Annotated in this window: 13 protein-coding genes; 9 read left to right on the top strand and 4 right to left on the bottom strand. The window is 51.1% G+C overall.

Going from position 1 to position 15,221, the window contains the following annotated elements:
* Positions 1-3 precede the first annotated feature (3 nt).
* Entirely contained in the window at positions 4-279 is a 276-nt protein-coding gene (locus ACOYW2_RS18845; protein WP_180140132.1) for a DUF4389 domain-containing protein, read from the top strand.
* A 964-nt stretch (positions 280-1,243) separates the two neighbouring features.
* Here ACOYW2_RS18845 and ACOYW2_RS18840 read toward each other — a convergent pair.
* The gene (locus ACOYW2_RS18840; RefSeq protein WP_482767554.1) at positions 1,244-2,020 is read right to left on the bottom strand and encodes a hypothetical protein; all 777 of its coding nucleotides are present in this window, start codon (positions 2,018-2,020) and stop codon (positions 1,244-1,246) included.
* A 529-nt stretch (positions 2,021-2,549) separates the two neighbouring features.
* Here ACOYW2_RS18840 and ACOYW2_RS18835 point away from each other — a divergent pair.
* On the top strand, positions 2,550-2,780 hold the full coding sequence (locus ACOYW2_RS18835) for a hypothetical protein (RefSeq protein WP_482767553.1): 231 nt from the start codon (positions 2,550-2,552) through the stop codon (positions 2,778-2,780).
* A 35-nt stretch (positions 2,781-2,815) separates the two neighbouring features.
* Complete coding sequence (locus ACOYW2_RS18830; RefSeq protein WP_482767552.1) at positions 2,816-3,133, top strand: DUF4389 domain-containing protein; 318 nt, start codon at positions 2,816-2,818, stop codon at positions 3,131-3,133.
* 860 nt (positions 3,134-3,993) lie between these two features.
* Here the strand turns inward: ACOYW2_RS18830 and ACOYW2_RS18825 are convergent.
* Positions 3,994-4,860: a hypothetical protein gene (locus ACOYW2_RS18825; protein ID WP_482767551.1), complete on the bottom strand. Its 867-nt coding sequence runs from the start codon at positions 4,858-4,860 to the stop codon at positions 3,994-3,996.
* 1,526 nt (positions 4,861-6,386) lie between these two features.
* Between ACOYW2_RS18825 and ACOYW2_RS18820 the strand changes: the two genes are divergently transcribed.
* The gene (locus ACOYW2_RS18820) at positions 6,387-6,683 is read left to right on the top strand and encodes a hypothetical protein (RefSeq protein ID WP_092215145.1); all 297 of its coding nucleotides are present in this window, start codon (positions 6,387-6,389) and stop codon (positions 6,681-6,683) included.
* A 384-nt stretch (positions 6,684-7,067) separates the two neighbouring features.
* Here ACOYW2_RS18820 and ACOYW2_RS18815 read toward each other — a convergent pair whose 3' ends face one another.
* Together ACOYW2_RS18815 and ACOYW2_RS18810 are read right to left on the bottom strand one after the other, a co-directional pair.
* The gene (locus ACOYW2_RS18815) at positions 7,068-7,760 is read right to left on the bottom strand and encodes a hypothetical protein (protein ID WP_482767550.1); all 693 of its coding nucleotides are present in this window, start codon (positions 7,758-7,760) and stop codon (positions 7,068-7,070) included.
* Positions 7,761-7,788: 28 nt separating this feature from the next.
* Entirely contained in the window at positions 7,789-8,115 is a 327-nt protein-coding gene (locus ACOYW2_RS18810) for a hypothetical protein (RefSeq protein WP_482417570.1), read from the bottom strand.
* A 1,239-nt stretch (positions 8,116-9,354) separates the two neighbouring features.
* Between ACOYW2_RS18810 and ACOYW2_RS18805 the strand changes: the two genes are divergently transcribed.
* From ACOYW2_RS18805 to ACOYW2_RS18785, 5 genes are all read left to right on the top strand, one after another.
* Positions 9,355-11,019 (top strand): sulfite exporter TauE/SafE family protein, encoded by a 1,665-nt coding sequence (locus ACOYW2_RS18805; protein ID WP_482767549.1) that lies wholly within the window; start codon positions 9,355-9,357, stop codon positions 11,017-11,019.
* A 79-nt stretch (positions 11,020-11,098) separates the two neighbouring features.
* On the top strand, positions 11,099-11,881 hold the full coding sequence (locus ACOYW2_RS18800; RefSeq protein WP_180140146.1) for a DUF169 domain-containing protein: 783 nt from the start codon (positions 11,099-11,101) through the stop codon (positions 11,879-11,881).
* 169 nt (positions 11,882-12,050) lie between these two features.
* A complete protein-coding gene (locus ACOYW2_RS18795) occupies positions 12,051-12,635 on the top strand; it encodes a hypothetical protein (RefSeq protein WP_482767548.1) in 585 nt (194 codons plus the stop codon).
* 271 nt (positions 12,636-12,906) lie between these two features.
* Positions 12,907-13,371, top strand: a complete 465-nt coding sequence (locus ACOYW2_RS18790; protein ID WP_482417566.1) for a hypothetical protein — start codon at positions 12,907-12,909, stop codon at positions 13,369-13,371.
* A complete protein-coding gene (locus ACOYW2_RS18785; protein WP_482767547.1) occupies positions 13,368-14,870 on the top strand; it encodes a two-component system sensor histidine kinase NtrB in 1,503 nt (500 codons plus the stop codon). The genes ACOYW2_RS18790 and ACOYW2_RS18785 overlap by 4 nt, the downstream gene beginning before the upstream one ends.
* Positions 14,871-15,221 lie beyond the last annotated feature (351 nt).

Genomic DNA, 15,221 nt, shown 5'->3' with positions numbered 1-15,221 from the left:
TCCATGGAAACAAAATCAGACAGTGACAGCAGCCGCGTAGCCCAGGGCATTCGGGCTCTGTTCATGCTGGCGTTCTGGATCGCATCACGGGTCGTCCTTGCCATCGTTGTGGTCCTTGCCCTGTTCCAGTTGATCTGTAGCCTGGTAACCCGCAGCCCCAATGACAAAATCATGCGGTTCGGGAAAAACCTGGGGGTTTACCTGTCTCAGATTGTCGATTTCCTGACCTACAACACGGACCAGAAGCCGTGGCCGTTTCAGGATTGGCCTCGGTATTGATCTGTCGATATGGGAGGGGATCGACACCTTTTGATGGGCGATAGAACGGTTACGCGTGACCGGTGGGGTGGAAATGTAGGGTGCGCTTGCGCACCGCCGAAGCACGGAAACAATCATGAAAACCGAAGCGTTTGCACGTCCCTTGCAGCCAGTAGCCATAGCAAAGGGTGTTGATTTACCGGGCAAATGGTGTGCAAGAACCCCCACGGGGTGCCGCGTGGCCTGTGGTGTGAGGTAGGGTGCGCCGTGCGCACCGCCTAACGTCCCGAAAAACAATAAATATTAACCCGCGAAAAACGTCTTGAGTCAAGGGGTGGGAGGTAGGTGGCTTGCGTTGCAGTGAAAGATGCGCAAGCTTACCCTGCATTTTATGAGGGGGCAATGCCATCAGCTTCAGGCCCCTCTTTTTGGTCAACACGCCTCGCCGACGAAAACGGCAATATATAGAATCTCCGATACCTCGAATTTGAGCAATCGGTTAGGTGCCCGGCCGATGGCATCTACCTCTGCCCATCCTGCAGGGCTAAAAATATATCCACCGGGAGAGGTTTGAGCTGAGTAGACTCAAGCTGAGATGTCAGGAATTTAACAAACGATCACCGGAACCACGAAGCCCACGTAGGATGGGCAAAGCGAAGCGTGCCCATCTTTTGTTTGGAGCACCACCGGCTCTCTATTCTTTCGGAATTAGGTACATATAGCCAGCCCTTTAGGTTGCCTCGTTCGATTTTTGGTCTTTTGAACCTCTTGGTGTCGGTACTGTTTTATAACCGAAAATGATCAGGAAGATCCCAAATATAAGGTGTGTAGGTCTGATCACTGTCCAATAAGGGGCGCCAAGTTAATAACCTGCGCCCCTTATGTTCATGCGTAATGCTAAGCTGGACTTAATCGTCCACGTTTTCGAAAATTATAACATCAACTGTATTACCAAATGCATTGGAGAATTTTTTGCGACCCTTGATTATGTAATAAGCCGGTTCCTCAAGTGCCGAATTCTGCGCGTAATATTTATTGTCTTTCTGTTTATTAGGGCTAATTGGTACATGCCGTTGGGGCGTGACATGTATATTACATACTTGCCTACTATATTAGATACTTTAAAATATCTGTCTTCTCTTTTACTAACTATTAGACGCTTTTTTGCTTTTTCGAAAGTTATTCTGCCATCATTCAGGCCCTGAAAAAGAAGCAAAACACCTGGTACGTATCCTCCTAGCCCCAAGGAGTCTGCTTTATCAAGATTTTTTTCCTTTTCCTTTTGCCACGCTGCTTCTCTTCGTTCTTGTTCAAGTTTTTTTCTCCTTGCACTCTCAGCTTCCTTTTGTTGCTCTTGATTTGCCCTGAAGTTGTTAACAGATCTGCAGATGTCATTTGCTAAGAGTTGCAACTTCTCGTGTTGCTCTGGTGTTGTGTCTTTTCCTCGGTTATATATGGCGCTTATAGGCTCACATACAGTGGAAGAAGTTCTGTGGCTATTTTCTAATAAGATATCTTTACTTGTTTGCATAAAAACATGCATCTTGTTTCGTGGAATAGCATATTTTTTGGAAAAAAAATCATCGTCCAGACCATATTTAATATAAAGTTCGTTTAACGACTCTTTTTTGCCGTCATAATTTTTCAAAAATTCAACCAACTCTTTATCGGTTGGGTAAGAACTTTCTTCGGCAACACTTGCAAACGGAAAAGAAATGCAACATATAAAAGCCAAGCAAATAAGCAGTGATTTTTTTCTCATTGAGAATCTCCTTACTATTGATAAATATCCAGTTACACACTTTTCAATAATAATTTGAATACCCTTTGGTAAATTTGAATGTCCCATCCTTATCAAACAGTTGTTGCCGAGACGTTGCAAATTGTCGAAGAATATTTTGAGCGTGCTAAGTCCAAAATGGTTGCTCACAACTCTTCTGTGTTTAACCTGTCAAAATACAAAACATATCTCCTGCCTTTTTCCGGTATTTTTATCTGGTAGAAGCCTGTGCGGGGGGATATGCCAAGGATGCATCAGAAACAAATTTCTGACTTTGACCTTGGACACACTTCTTCCAAAAAGCTGCCGGTTTTTTATCCTTATATTGATGCAAAATCTCATGTTATGTTTTTTGCTTGAAAAAAGCATTGTATACGAAATGATCTCGTGAGATTAAATCTCGTTACCCCTTTCAACCAGCATGCTCCCCACAATAAATGCACCTTAGTCATACGCCTCAAAATCCTATTTTTCAATTTAGAAAAACTAACAACCCTGGAGAGAGAACATTGTGCAATGCAAAAAATTTGCTGAAAGGATTGATTCGTTTTTTTGGGGAGCACGAACGCACCTTCTACATCGGTTCAAAAAACCTGTACCCGCAACATTGCAGGACTTTGGCTTCACCGTCGAGGACAGCAAAGCCGCCGCCGACTTTAAGAAAGAGTATATGGATGTGATTTGGAGTGCGTCAAAACATGCCGCCATCGTAGATTTTGAAGAGGGTGTCTGTAACTTCTAACAATAAGCACGGAATACCAATCAAAGGAGAACTTCATGGAAACAAAATCAGACAGTGACAGCAGCCGTGTAGCTCAGGGCATTCGGGCGCTGTTCATGCTGGCGTTCTGGATCGCATCACGGGTCGTCCTGGCCATCGTTGTGGTCCTTGCCCTGTTCCAGTTGATCTGCAGCCTGGTAACCCGCAGCCCCAATGACAAAATCATGCGGTTCGGGAAAAACCTGGGGGCCTTCTTCTCACCATCTCGATTTCCTGACCTACAACACGGACCAGAAGCCGTGGCCGTTTCAGGATTGGCCTCGGTATTGACCTGTCGATGTGGGAGGGGATCGACACCTTTTGATGGGCGATAGAACGGTTACGCGTGACCGGTGGGGTGGAAATGTAGGGTGCGCTTGCGCACCGCCAAAGCACGGAAACAATCATGAAAACCGAAGCGTTTGCACGTCCCTTGCCACCAATAGGCATGGCAAAGGGTGTTGATTTACCGAGCAAATGGTGCTCAAGACCACCCTGCGGGGTGACGCGTGGCCGACGGTGTAGGGGAGGTTGGGTAGGGTGCGCCGCGCGCACCACCTAACGTCCCGAAAAACAGCAAATATTAACCCGCGAAAAACGTCTTGAGGCAATGGGTGAGAGGCAGTGGCTTGCGTTGCGGTAAAAGGTGCGAAAGCTCACCCTGCTTATTATGAGGGGCAATACCATCAGCTTCAGTTCCCCCTCTTTCTGGTCGACACACATCGCCGATGAAAACGGCAAGATATAGAATCTCCGATACCTCGAATCTGAGCAATCGGTTAGGTGCCCGTCCAATGGGCACGGCACCACCTTTGCCCATCCTACAGGGTTAAAAACATATCCACCGGAAAAGGTTTGAGCTGAGTAGACTCAAACTGAGTCGTCAGGAATTTAACAAGCGATCACCAGAACCACGAAGCCCACGTAGGATGGGCAAAGCGAAGCGTGCCCATCTTTTGTTTGGAGCACCACCGGCTCTCTATTTTTTCGGAATATAGGTACATATAGCCAGCCCTTTAGGTTGCCTCGTTCGATTTTTGGTCTTTTGAACCTCTTGGTATAGGCACTGTTTTATAATCGAAAATGATCAGGAAGATCCCAAATATCAGGTGTGTAGGTCCGATCATCGTCCAAATAAGGGGCGCCAAGTTAATAACCTGCGCCCCTTATATTCATGCGTAATGTTGGGCTATACTTAATCGTCCACTTTTTCGAAAATTATAACATCAACTGTATTACCAAAGGCATTGGAGAATTTTTTGCGACCCTTGATTATGTAATAAGCCGGTTCCTCAAGTGCCGAATTCTGCGCGTAATATTTATTGTCTTTGTTTATTAGGGCTAATTGGTACATGCCGTTGGGGCGTGACATGTATATTACATACTTGCCTACTATATTAGATACTTTAAAATATCTGTCTTCTCTTTTGCTTACTATTAGGTATTTTTTTGCTTCTTCGAAGGTTATTCTGCCGTCGTTAAGGCCTTGAAAAAGAAGCAAAACCCCTGGTATGTATCCTTTTAAATTCATTGATGCTGCTTTATCAAGGTTTTTTTGCTTTTCCTTTTGCCACGCTGCTTCTTTTCGTTCTTGTTCAAGTCTCTGTTTTTCTTCTTCCCGTTTTTTTTCTCTGGCTAATTCAGCTTCTCTTTCCTGCTGTTGTTTCAGTAGGTAGTTATTGACCTCCCTGCATATATCATTTGCCAAAATTTCCAATTTCTTACTTTGCTCAGGTGTTAGTTCAATTCTTCCGCGATAAACCGAGGTTTCTGGCTTGCATGCGCCTGGCTCATAACGGTTTTCTGTTATAACGTAGTTCTGGTAGCGAACAAAAGCCTGGAAAGATCTCCTCACGTCATAGTAGTTTTTTGATAAAAATTCACCATCCAAACCATACTTGATAAACATATCATTCAGTGAATCTAATGATGGTTTGAAGTTTTTTATGGATTCGATTAATTCATTGTCATTTAGCCCCGAACTTTCTTCGGCAACACTTGCAAACGGAAAAGAAATGCAACATATAAAAGCCAAGCAAATAAGCAGTGATTTTTTTCTCATTGAGAATCTCCTTACTATTGATAAATATCCAGTTACACACTTTTCAATAAAAATTTGAATACCCTTTGGTAAATTTGAATGTCCCATCCTTATCAAACAGTTGTTGCCAGAGGGGGACGGTTCCGAAGTATTCAGAAGAATATTTTGAGCGTGCTAAGTCCAAAATGGTTGCTCACAACTCTTCTGTGTTTAACCTGTCAAAATACAAAACATATCTCCTGCCTTTTTCCGGTATTTTTATCTGGTAGAAGCCTGTGCGGGGGGATATGCCAAGGATGCATCAGAAACAAAATTCTGACTTTGACCTTGGACACACTTCTTCCAAAAAGCTGCCGGTTTTTTATCCTTATGTTCATGCAAAATCTCATGTTATGTTTTTTGCTTGAAAAAAGTATTGTATACGAAATGATCTCGTGAGATTAAATCTCGTTACCCCTTTCAACCAGCATGCTCCCCACAATAAATGCACCTTAGTCATACGCCTCAAAATCCTATTTTTCAATTTAGAAAAACTAACAACCCTGGAGAGAGAACATTGTGCAATGCAAAAAAATTGCTGAAAGGATTGATTCGTTTTTTTGGGGAGCACGAACGCACCTTCTTATGGGGAGTGTTCACGTTTATCCGATCTGTTACTCAAACACGAATCGGTGGGGAGACTTGCTGACAGAATAATGGCGGGATTTGGTATAACTTGAAAGGCAGTTAGCGGCACAGAGCTGAAAAGTGACTGTATGCTGGAAGTGGGGGAGAATTGGACTGAGAATTCATCCAAATTAGGTGTGAAATGGATAACACTTAGATTTAACATAAAAAACTATTGACACATCAAAAAGATGAAATTAGGGTGGGACGTAATCAATAGTGATTGCGGAGATCATGGAGTTCAAGAAGCAGCCCGACAGGATGTCCGACCATCCTGCCAGGCCTGACCAGAGCAACCTTCAAAGGAGGTCGTCATGGCTAAGCGGTTTTTTACATCACGCCCCGATCCATTTCAAGACGTTTTTTCCTCGCAACGCGGTAACCCGCGGCCCTTCTATCAACGCTATTGCCGTTTCAAATGGCCCATGAACACACGCATTTTTGCCTGACGGGTTGAATGACGCCCTTTGGGATTTCTGCGTGGTGACGGACAGCCCTGTCCCTTGTGGCCGTGGCCGGTTTATCTCCTTTTTTATTTCCCGAAGGTGCGTCCTTATTCTGCCTGTTTCAGGCCCGGTTTCAGGGTGGTCTTCTGCTCGTTTTGAGTGACGGCCGTCCTGTAAAAAAATGCCTCTCGTGGCTCGCTGATCAGTATTTCGTGCGGTTTTATCCGGGCAAGGCACCGGTGGTGTCCTTTTCTCAGCTTGCCTTGCCTGGGCACGGGAGTGTTGCGGTGCGCCTTTGCCTCTCCTGCCTGTTTGGGGGATACGGCGTGCCGTTGCGTGAGGAGGGAAGGGGGGAAAGGACTGGGGGAGGCCCGCCCGGGCTTCTCCCAGATCCTTCTCTATGCTTCATGTGCAACCCGGACAAAGGAGATCACCATGGCCTCTTTGGATACCCAGACCGGCCCCGGCATGTTTGCAGGGTCGGAAATCTCGGAGCTTTGCGATTCCATCAAAGATGTTCACAGGCTTTTGTCTTCAGTGGGAGCGTTTTACATCGAGTTGGAACAGGCCGAGGCACCGGGCGGCAACGGCCTTCAGATCGATTTTAAAAAGTGGGGGATCCGAACCATCACCGAGGATTTGCTGGCCCGGCAGTATGAAAAGATTGATCGGATCATGGCCATTTATAAAGAAGAGCAGGAGAAGATGAAGGGGGTGAATGTGGGGATGTGATTTTTTATGGGTGACGGTTGATTGCCGGTGGCCGGGGATTTAGAGGTAACGATTGGTGGCGGTGAATCGTTGCATTCGATGGGCACGGCGCCAAGGGTTTTGTTGCTCGGGTGGGTGTCGATTTGCCTTTGCCCATCCTACGGGGTGACGCGGGTATGAAGGGTTTCGTGATGGTTTTTGCCTTTAGCCATTGGCCCTTCGCCGTTGTGATGGCAATGCGTGAGAGTTTGTTGTTCGGTCAGGGTGACGCTGCCGTTATTACGGGTGACGGGGATGAAGGAGGCGGCGGGCTACACTTGACGATGGAACGGAGCCGTTGGTTGGGCTAATTGTCGTTGTGGCTTTTTGAATGATGAAAAATCCCGGTGGGCAGCGTTCCCCCTGTCATTGTATAGTCGAAAGAATGATGTCAGGCGTGTTGTCGTGTGTTCGGAACCCCATGGTCAGGAATTTATTTTCGGGAAGCTGTTTGTGAAAAAAGGCAAGGTCCTCAGTTAATCGCGGGAACTCTTTTTTGAACATTCTGGCGTAGGCCGTGAACCTGTCTCCTTTGATAATTTTTATGCGCTGAGTGTCTTCAAAGAGCATACCTTTTGCATGGATCATCCAGAGATCGCCTGTTGGGGTTGTTTCATCGATTACGTCGGGTGTGAGGGTGAAGACTTTGTTGTGGAACTCTTCGGCGGAGGAGAACGCAGAGAAAAAATCCTTGGATTTTTCCCTTGTTGCTTCAGAACCTGTAAGGATTTTTTCATCGTTGAGGGTTAAGAAGAACATCTCATTCTTGTCGTTTTTTGAATGATAATAAATTGTGTTTTTCGAAATGTTTTGGGGCGACTTTACGTAGTGATCCGGAATAAATGCTGACAGACCGAAAAATTCAATCCGGGTCACGGACTCTTTCCGATCGTTTTTCGACTCCACGGATACAATATCGGCCTTATAGAAATATTCTGGGTAGACCCACTGGAAGGGTGAGGATCGGTAATGTGAGAAATCTGAAAGGGTGCCATCCAGAGCAAAGGCACAGGTGGCAAATAATGAGATGAGGCATAGGACCAGAAAACATTTTTTCATGGGGGCTCTCCGTATAGGCGTGTACCTGTTAACGTTGGCATGCTCCCAACTCGATTTGAATGGCATGTTTCCACTGCCATAGACGAACCGTTTCACAAGAACTGAATACCAAATCTTTATTCATGCCGTAGCGTTGATTCATTACGGTGAATACGTAGCCTACGACCCACCCGTAACCGGGTCTGGAGCTAAGGGGCCTTGGGACGTGTTTCATGGCGTGCGAACAGGAATGGATAGAGGCGAGAGCTTCGGCCAGGGTGTCTCCTGCCTGATCACACCAAGCATTTGCATCTGTTTTTTCCCCTGTGAGCATTTCCCAAATTTGAGCACATTTTTCTTTTTCTTCAAAAGTCATAGATGTGGATTCCTGTTTGTTAGGAATTACTTTTCTAAGGCTATGTGTGTTTGGTTTTTGTTGGTAAATTTAATGATTGCGGGGAGGTGATTGGTGAGGCTTTAATGATAGATACTCTGTGTGATGCTCGTTGTCAAATTCATTGTAGAGTAATGAAGATTGGCTGGTATGCTGCTAAGAGTGATGCAGGCATGTACCTTTCATGTGGGGTCGGTAGGAACGTCGGCCTGTTAGCTGATAAGATTTGCAGATTTTTCGGTGATTCGCGGTGCGCACGGCGCACCCTACGAGGTATCGTGACCTGAGTTGATTGTAGTTGGGGGCGTAGAGTGCGACTCCCGCACCGATTGGTGGAGAGGACTCGTTATATTTGATGGGCACGGCGCCAAGGGTTTTGTCACTCGTGAGGGTGACGGATTGCCTTTGCCCATCCTACGGGTGACGCGGGTATGAAGGATACCGAGATGGTTTCCGGCCTTCACCGTTGGTGCCGCGACACGTAGGGTGCGGCTCCCGCACCGATTAACGTAACGCAAGCCATCGGCCCCACGCCAAATCAAAATCATTCCGGGTTTCGCCCTTCGCCCTTCGCCTTTACCCTTTCGCCCTTTCTGATGGGCACGGCGCCGAGGCTCTCATCATCCGGGATGGTGACGACTTGCCTTTGCCCATCCTACGGGTGAGGCGGGCATGACAGTTGCCGAAGATGGTTTCAGGCCTTCACCGTTGGTGCCGCGACACGTAGGGTGCGGCCCCCGCACCGATTAACGTAACGCGAACCACCGGCCCCACGCCAATTCAAAACCATTCCGGGTTCCGCCTTTAGCCCTTCACCTTTAACCCTTCACCTTTAACCCTTCGCCTTAACCCTATCCCCTATTCCCTCTTACCTATTTCCTATTCCCTATCACCTGCTTTATTACGCTTCCCCCAAAGATCAACATGTCAGCTTTTTGTTACCGGAAGGGTGCGGCTGCATAAAGAAAAATGCGCCATGTTTTTATGGCGCTGCATCTAAAAGCATGCGAAATCAGCCGGATGTTCCTGGTGTGCTGAAAAATTCCATCAGCTGAACTGATTAAGATGATAAGGAAAATGACAAAAAATCCGTCCCGCTCCATTTTTGGCATGCCCTTTGTAATACCGAGCAGCCAAGAGAATAAATGATTATCATCAATTTAATTTGATGAACCACTGTTGTTTAATAAAGCGTTTTATTCGTGATTGGAGGATGTTGCGATGTTTAAAAAGGGACGAATGATCAACATGGCCGTGCTGACCGGCCTGATGCTGTTGTGGAGCGCTACGTCGTTTGCGGCGCCGCAGGCGACCATTGACACCCCGGCCCCCAAGGCCGGAGACACCCTGACCGTGACCGGGAAGATCGCCCCGGGCGAAGAGCTCTACCTGGTGGTGAGTTCTTCCGAGCTGTTCAAGGCCGAGGACTCCATCGGCTCCCAGGAAGCGGCCAAGCTTGGCAAAAAATTCGGCGATACCGAGATTCCCCCGGTGTTCTACGCCGTGACCACCAACCCCTCGGCCCTGGCCACCCCCAAGGTGGTTTCCAAGGGCAAGTGGTTTGCTCCCTTTAAGTGGGACATTGAGGTCAACAAGATCAACGCCTGGGAGACCATCCCCGAGGATGTGAAGGGCAAGCTCGGCTCCGTAAAGACCGCTGAGCAGTGGAAGTTCCTCACCTTCACCCACGAGGACAAATTCGGGATCAACACCATCTCCAAAGAGCGCCCCATCGGCGGCGGCAACGCACGCATGGTCATGGGCGGCGACGCGTCCAAAACCTGGAACAAGGACGTATCCCTGACCCTGGACAAAGCCACCGGTGAGTTTGCAGCCTCCTTTAAGGTGAGCAAGCGCATCGCACCGGACACCGGCCTGGACGTTTTTGTCAACGGCGAGAAAGCCGGTGAAGCGTCCGTGCAGAAGCGTGGTTTTTACTTCCGCATCGGCGGCACCTACATGAACCCCCTGGTGGTGTTCCTCGGTGCCCTTGTCATCGGCTGCATGTTCGTTATCGTGGGGGCCGCAGGCGGTCTCTTTACCGCTGCTTTCCAGATTACCGTCATCGGGACCCAGGGCATGGTGGGGGTCAACGCTGCCAACGCCGTGAAGCCCACCAACCTGTTTTTGACCCTCTGCTCTCCCATCACCGGGGTCTACTCCTACTTTAAAGAGGGGCGCTTTGCCTGGCCCGTGGCCCTGTTCTTCGTGTCCGGTATTCTTCTGGGCGCTTTCTGGATCGGTCCCACGTACTCTGCCAAGTACCTGCCCATGAAGGCATACAAGTTCTACCTGGGCTTCTTCTGCCTCGTGCTGTTCATCAAGCTCTGGTACGAATCAACCCAGAAATCCATCAACAAGAACAAGGCCGTGAAAGCCATCGTCAAGAAGTTTGACATGGAGATGGCCGCTGCCAAGAAAGAGGGCCGTGCCGCTGAGATGGGCAAGGTGGTTCTGGAAAAAGGCTGGCACGCCACCAACATCAGCTTCTCCTTCTGGGGTGAGGCCTTCCGCGCCAACCCCGTGGCCCTTTTCTTCGGCGGGATCCTCATCGGCTGCATCGCCTCTGCCTTCGGCGTGGGCGGCGGGTTCATGCTCGTGCCCTTCATGACCACCGTCATGGGCTACCCCATGTACCTGGCTGTTCCCATCTCCCTGTGCGGTACCTTCGGCACCTCCGTAGGCGGTATCTCCCGTTACATCCTCTCCGGCTACTCTCCGGACTGGATCATGGCAGCCCTCATTGCAGCCGGTGCCATCATGGGCGGCAAGATCGGGCCCAAGATTCAGAAGAAACTGCCGGAAATCTTTTTGAAACGCGCTCTGGCATTGATTCTTCTCATCGTATTTCTTAAGTATACCAATGCGATTCCCTTCCTCCGGTAGGTAAGGGCGGCTTTCTTATAAAAAATAACCACACGGCCCCCGGCACGCTGGGGGCCTTAAGTCATCACGAGGTTTTGCCATGAATTATACAGATGCCCACAACGCCTTTATCTGGAACTTTCGCCTGGATTACGATCCCGTCGGCATTCGCTACATCTTCGACGAAGACGAGATTGAGAGCCTGCCCGTCACCCACAAATCCAAGGCCAAGATCTCCTACTGCATGTACCTGGCCGCTGCCCGCTCCGCGCGTCACAGCCTCTTCATGCCCCCGGAGCGCCTCCAGTGCAAAAACGCCCAGCCCGTCTTCGGGTTCCGTGAGCTGACCCGGGACGTGGACGGGAAGAACCATGAAAAATATCTCCTTGACCCGGATCTCTCCTGGCAGGCTCCCCAGGAGAAGGCCAGGCTGGACGTGGGTGCCTGCAAAGGCATCTTCATGGCGCCCCTGGACAAATTCGACGAGGCAGGCCTTGAGCCCCACGTGGTCTTTATGATGGTGGTTCCCTTCCAGGCCTACCACATCATGAACGACTACATGGGCGGCACCGGCAAGTGCAACCTGCCCCTGTTCTGCACCCCCAACTCCGCGGTGTGCTCGGGCAGCGTCTACGCCTATAAGAACAACACCCTGAACATGACCACCATGTGCGCAGGCTCCAAGGCCTCCGGCAAGACCGAGATGAACTACATGAACGTCTTTGTCCCCGGCAACCAGATCCTGGACACCGCTGCTCAGCTTAAAAAACGCATCGAAACCACCGGTGGCCCCTCCCTCCTCGGCAAGGGCGGGCAGGCCTGGCCCGGCCTTGATGTCTGCTCGGGCTGTCCCATGGTGAAGTTTGAAAAGGTCGAAGAGTAAGGCCGGAAAATAAGAACTAAGCCACGCATCAGGCTCGGTTGCGAGACGAGTCGCCCGTCGACTCGTCTCGCATCGGAATGCAGGGTGGAGCGCCGCACGCCTGTGCGGCTTTTTGCGTTTTCCGGCAGAGCCTTCCGTGGCCCTGTAGGACGCATGCAATGAGGTGTGTATGGATGCATTGAACGACATACTGGACCTGGCCGCCGACTGGATCTTCGGCGGTGTGGTGATTCCCCTGATGAAGGCTTTTGCCTCGTTTATCAGCCTTTGCTTTTCCCCCCTCTCGGGGGCTTCGCCCGCCCTGCAGGTGTGCGTAGCAGCCCTGGTCGGGGCCCTGCTCTCCATGGGCCTGACCCGCATGAGAAAGGGCAAGGCCGCCACCTCTGCAGCAAAGCGATTTAAAGAGCGCCTCTCCGCAAAGCAGCAGGCCCGGGAGATTGATGACAAAACAGTGCGAAGTGCGGTATACAAGGGGTTGGACCGTGAAGCCGACGAAGCCTATGAACACCTGATGCTCGACAAGTTTTTCGAGATGGGGATCACCTACCTCTTTCCCATGTTCCTCTTTCTGCTCTGGGTCGAATACCACGCCTTTACGCCGGACCATCTGGAAGCTCTGACCGGAAGCCGCGGGCTCATGCTGCCGGGTATTTCCCAGGCCGTGGGGGCGGGGGCGCTTTACCTCTACCTTTACAACGCCACGTTGATTACGACAGCGTTGGGGCGGTGGGGGATGAAAAAGGTGAAAGGCTAATAAGGGCTAAAGGTAAAAGGGGAAAGGCAAAAGGCTAAGGGCAAAAGGCGAAGGGCGAAGGGCGAAGGGCGAAATTCGGTAGGATGGGCAAAGGTGGTGCCGTGCCCATCGGGCGCGGGAATAACCGGTCACGGCGGGAGGCCGGAATCGGCTTGCCGGAATGTAACATATCATCACCGCTTCGGGCCTCCCGGTGAAAGATGGGCACGCTTGGCGCTTTGCCCATCCTACGGGGCTTTCGTTGTGCCGGCGTTGAAAGGACCCCCACACCATGGTACGCATTGTCGTTTTTTTATTCCTTTTAATTTTTCTTGTGGTCTCACCGGCCCATGCTACCCAGGGGCACGGGGGCATCGAAGGGATCCTGGTCCACCAGGCGGCCCATGTGTTGTTTGCCCTGGCCATGGGGTTTCTTGCCTTTCGCATCAAGCGGGATGAGCTGCCGGTGCGCAAAGGGTGGCGCAACGTCCAGTATGCGGCCATTCTTTTTATCCTCTGGAATGTGGACACGATCTTTGTCCATTTTGTGGACGAGCAGGTGAAGCTGGTCACGGTGGAGCGCCTTGCCACGGGGCAGCTCCATATCACCTCGCCTGTGCCGGGCCTTGCCGTCATGTATTACATCGCCAAGCTGGACCATCTCCTTTGCGTTCCTGCCATCGCCTTTCTCTGGGTGGGGCTCGGTCAGCTCCTGACCCAGGCGGAAACACGCCGTAAAAAGGGGGACGCATCATGATTGTCTCCTCCTTTCCCATATTCATTGTCGATCTCGTCGGCTCCATGCTGATGATCGTGTTTTCCCTTTTCTGTTTCGGGCGCATGGTGCGGCTCACCACCCTGGAAAAAGAGAACATCCTCTGGACCTATCTCCTCTTTGTGTGCGCGGCCCTTTCCATTTTTGCCGTCTCCCGGTCGGCGGGTCATATTCTCAAGCAACTGCTGCTTTTTCTCGATTTTACGGGGGTATGGGGGCATATTCGTCCTTTCAGCGGCTCGGTGAACACCCTGACCTTTATTCTGGTGGCCTCGGTGACGGTTTTCTTTGAGCGGGTCTGGGTGATCAACCGGGCGATTTTAAGGGACAGGCGGGCCCTGCGTCAGGCCCATGAAGAGCTCTCCTGGCTCAACCGCAATCTGGAAAAGCTCGTTGACGAGCGCACCGAAGCCCTGGCCGTTTCCGAAAAAAAATACCGCCGGATGTTTGAGCTTTCAGAGGACATGATTCTGATAGCCACAGGCGAGGGCAATGTCCTGGCCCTGAACCCGGCGGCGGGAAACCGCCTCGATACCGGGGCGTCCCTCGGGGATCTTTTTGCCGACGCCGATGAGTTCCGGGAGATCATGGAGACCGTCTCCCGCAAAGGGCGCGTGGGAAACACCGAGGCGGCCTTGAAGGATGTGGACGGTCGGTCCTTCCGGGCCCTGGTGAGCGGGGTTACCGTCACCGACATGGAGAGCCGGGAGCAGGCGGTCCTGTTCATGGTCCGGGACGTGGAAGAGACCCTCACCATGCGGGAGAAGATGGCCACCACCGAGAAACTGGCCGCCGTGGGTGAGCTCTCGGCGGGCGTGGCCCACGAGGTGAACAACCCCCTGGGCATTATTCTAGGCTATACCCAGCTCCTCAAGCGCAGCGCCGAGGACGAGAGCAGCCTGAAAGAGGATCTCTCCGTCATCGAAAAGCACGTCATCGGTTGCAAGAAGGTGGTGGAGTCTCTCCTCAACTTTGCCCGGAGCGGCCCCTCGGAAAAACGGGCCTGCCACCTCCACCCCATCATCGAAGAGGTCCTTGCCTTTACCCGGCACCAGGCCGAGATGGACGGCATCCAGGTGATCACCGAGCTGGGCCCGAACCTGCCGGAGATCCACGCCGACCCCGAACAGATCAAGCAGGTCCTCATAAACCTCATTATCAACGCGGTCCACGCCATCGACGGTCGAGGCGAGATCCATGTTACCACCGGGGCCGAGGAGCCGGGTACCGTGTTTGTCACCGTGGCCGACACCGGTTCCGGCATGGATGCCGAGACCCGCTCCCGAATCTTCGATCCCTTTTTCACCACCAAGCCCACGGGCACGGGCACCGGTCTGGGCCTGTCGGTGAGCTACGGAATCATTAAAAATCACGGGGGCGAGATCGATGTGATCAGCACGCCGGGGAAGGGGACGGCGTTTACGGTTCATTTGCCGACGGTGGGGGATGAAGGAAAATCAGGCCATAGGGAAAATAGGTAAATAGTGAACAGGGCGTGAGGTTTTTGATTCGCTCCCATGCTCAGCCTGGGAGTGTGTTGTGCAAGGCTCTGCCTTGCCGGTACGGGATACCGTGGTGCAGGGCTTAAACCCAGGTTATCATGGCTTCAGGCATGGAGGCAGAGCCTCCGAGAGGCATTCCCAGGCGGAGCCTGGGAACGAGAGCAATAAGGCGTGACGGTGGCCGCTGACCTTCTATTCGCTCCCATGCTCAGCCTGGGAGTGTGTTGTGCAAGGCTCTGCCTTGCCGGTACGGGATACCGTGGTGCAGGGCTTAAACCCAGGTTATCATGGCTTCGGGCATGGAGGCAGAGCCTCCGATGGGCATTCCCA

Source organism: Desulfoluna sp. CLI2B (assembly GCF_056847375.1).
Note: the sequence above shows the minus strand (reverse complement) of the source record. Positions and strands in the feature narration are given on the sequence as shown.

Coding starts and splice junctions, on each gene's coding strand:
- ACOYW2_RS18805 (WP_482767549.1), top strand. CDS start 9,355: ATGTTTAAAAAGGGACGAATGATCAACATGGCCGTGCTGACCGGCCTG.
- ACOYW2_RS18790 (WP_482417566.1), top strand. CDS start 12,907: ATGGTACGCATTGTCGTTTTTTTATTCCTTTTAATTTTTCTTGTGGTC.
- ACOYW2_RS18785 (WP_482767547.1), top strand. CDS start 13,368: ATGATTGTCTCCTCCTTTCCCATATTCATTGTCGATCTCGTCGGCTCC.
- ACOYW2_RS18815 (WP_482767550.1), bottom strand. CDS start 7,760: ATGAAAAAATGTTTTCTGGTCCTATGCCTCATCTCATTATTTGCCACC.
- ACOYW2_RS18820 (WP_092215145.1), top strand. CDS start 6,387: ATGGCCTCTTTGGATACCCAGACCGGCCCCGGCATGTTTGCAGGGTCG.
- ACOYW2_RS18810 (WP_482417570.1), bottom strand. CDS start 8,115: ATGACTTTTGAAGAAAAAGAAAAATGTGCTCAAATTTGGGAAATGCTC.
- ACOYW2_RS18825 (WP_482767551.1), bottom strand. CDS start 4,860: ATGAGAAAAAAATCACTGCTTATTTGCTTGGCTTTTATATGTTGCATT.
- ACOYW2_RS18845 (WP_180140132.1), top strand. CDS start 4: ATGGAAACAAAATCAGACAGTGACAGCAGCCGCGTAGCCCAGGGCATT.
- ACOYW2_RS18800 (WP_180140146.1), top strand. CDS start 11,099: ATGAATTATACAGATGCCCACAACGCCTTTATCTGGAACTTTCGCCTG.
- ACOYW2_RS18795 (WP_482767548.1), top strand. CDS start 12,051: ATGGATGCATTGAACGACATACTGGACCTGGCCGCCGACTGGATCTTC.
- ACOYW2_RS18840 (WP_482767554.1), bottom strand. CDS start 2,020: ATGAGAAAAAAATCACTGCTTATTTGCTTGGCTTTTATATGTTGCATT.
- ACOYW2_RS18830 (WP_482767552.1), top strand. CDS start 2,816: ATGGAAACAAAATCAGACAGTGACAGCAGCCGTGTAGCTCAGGGCATT.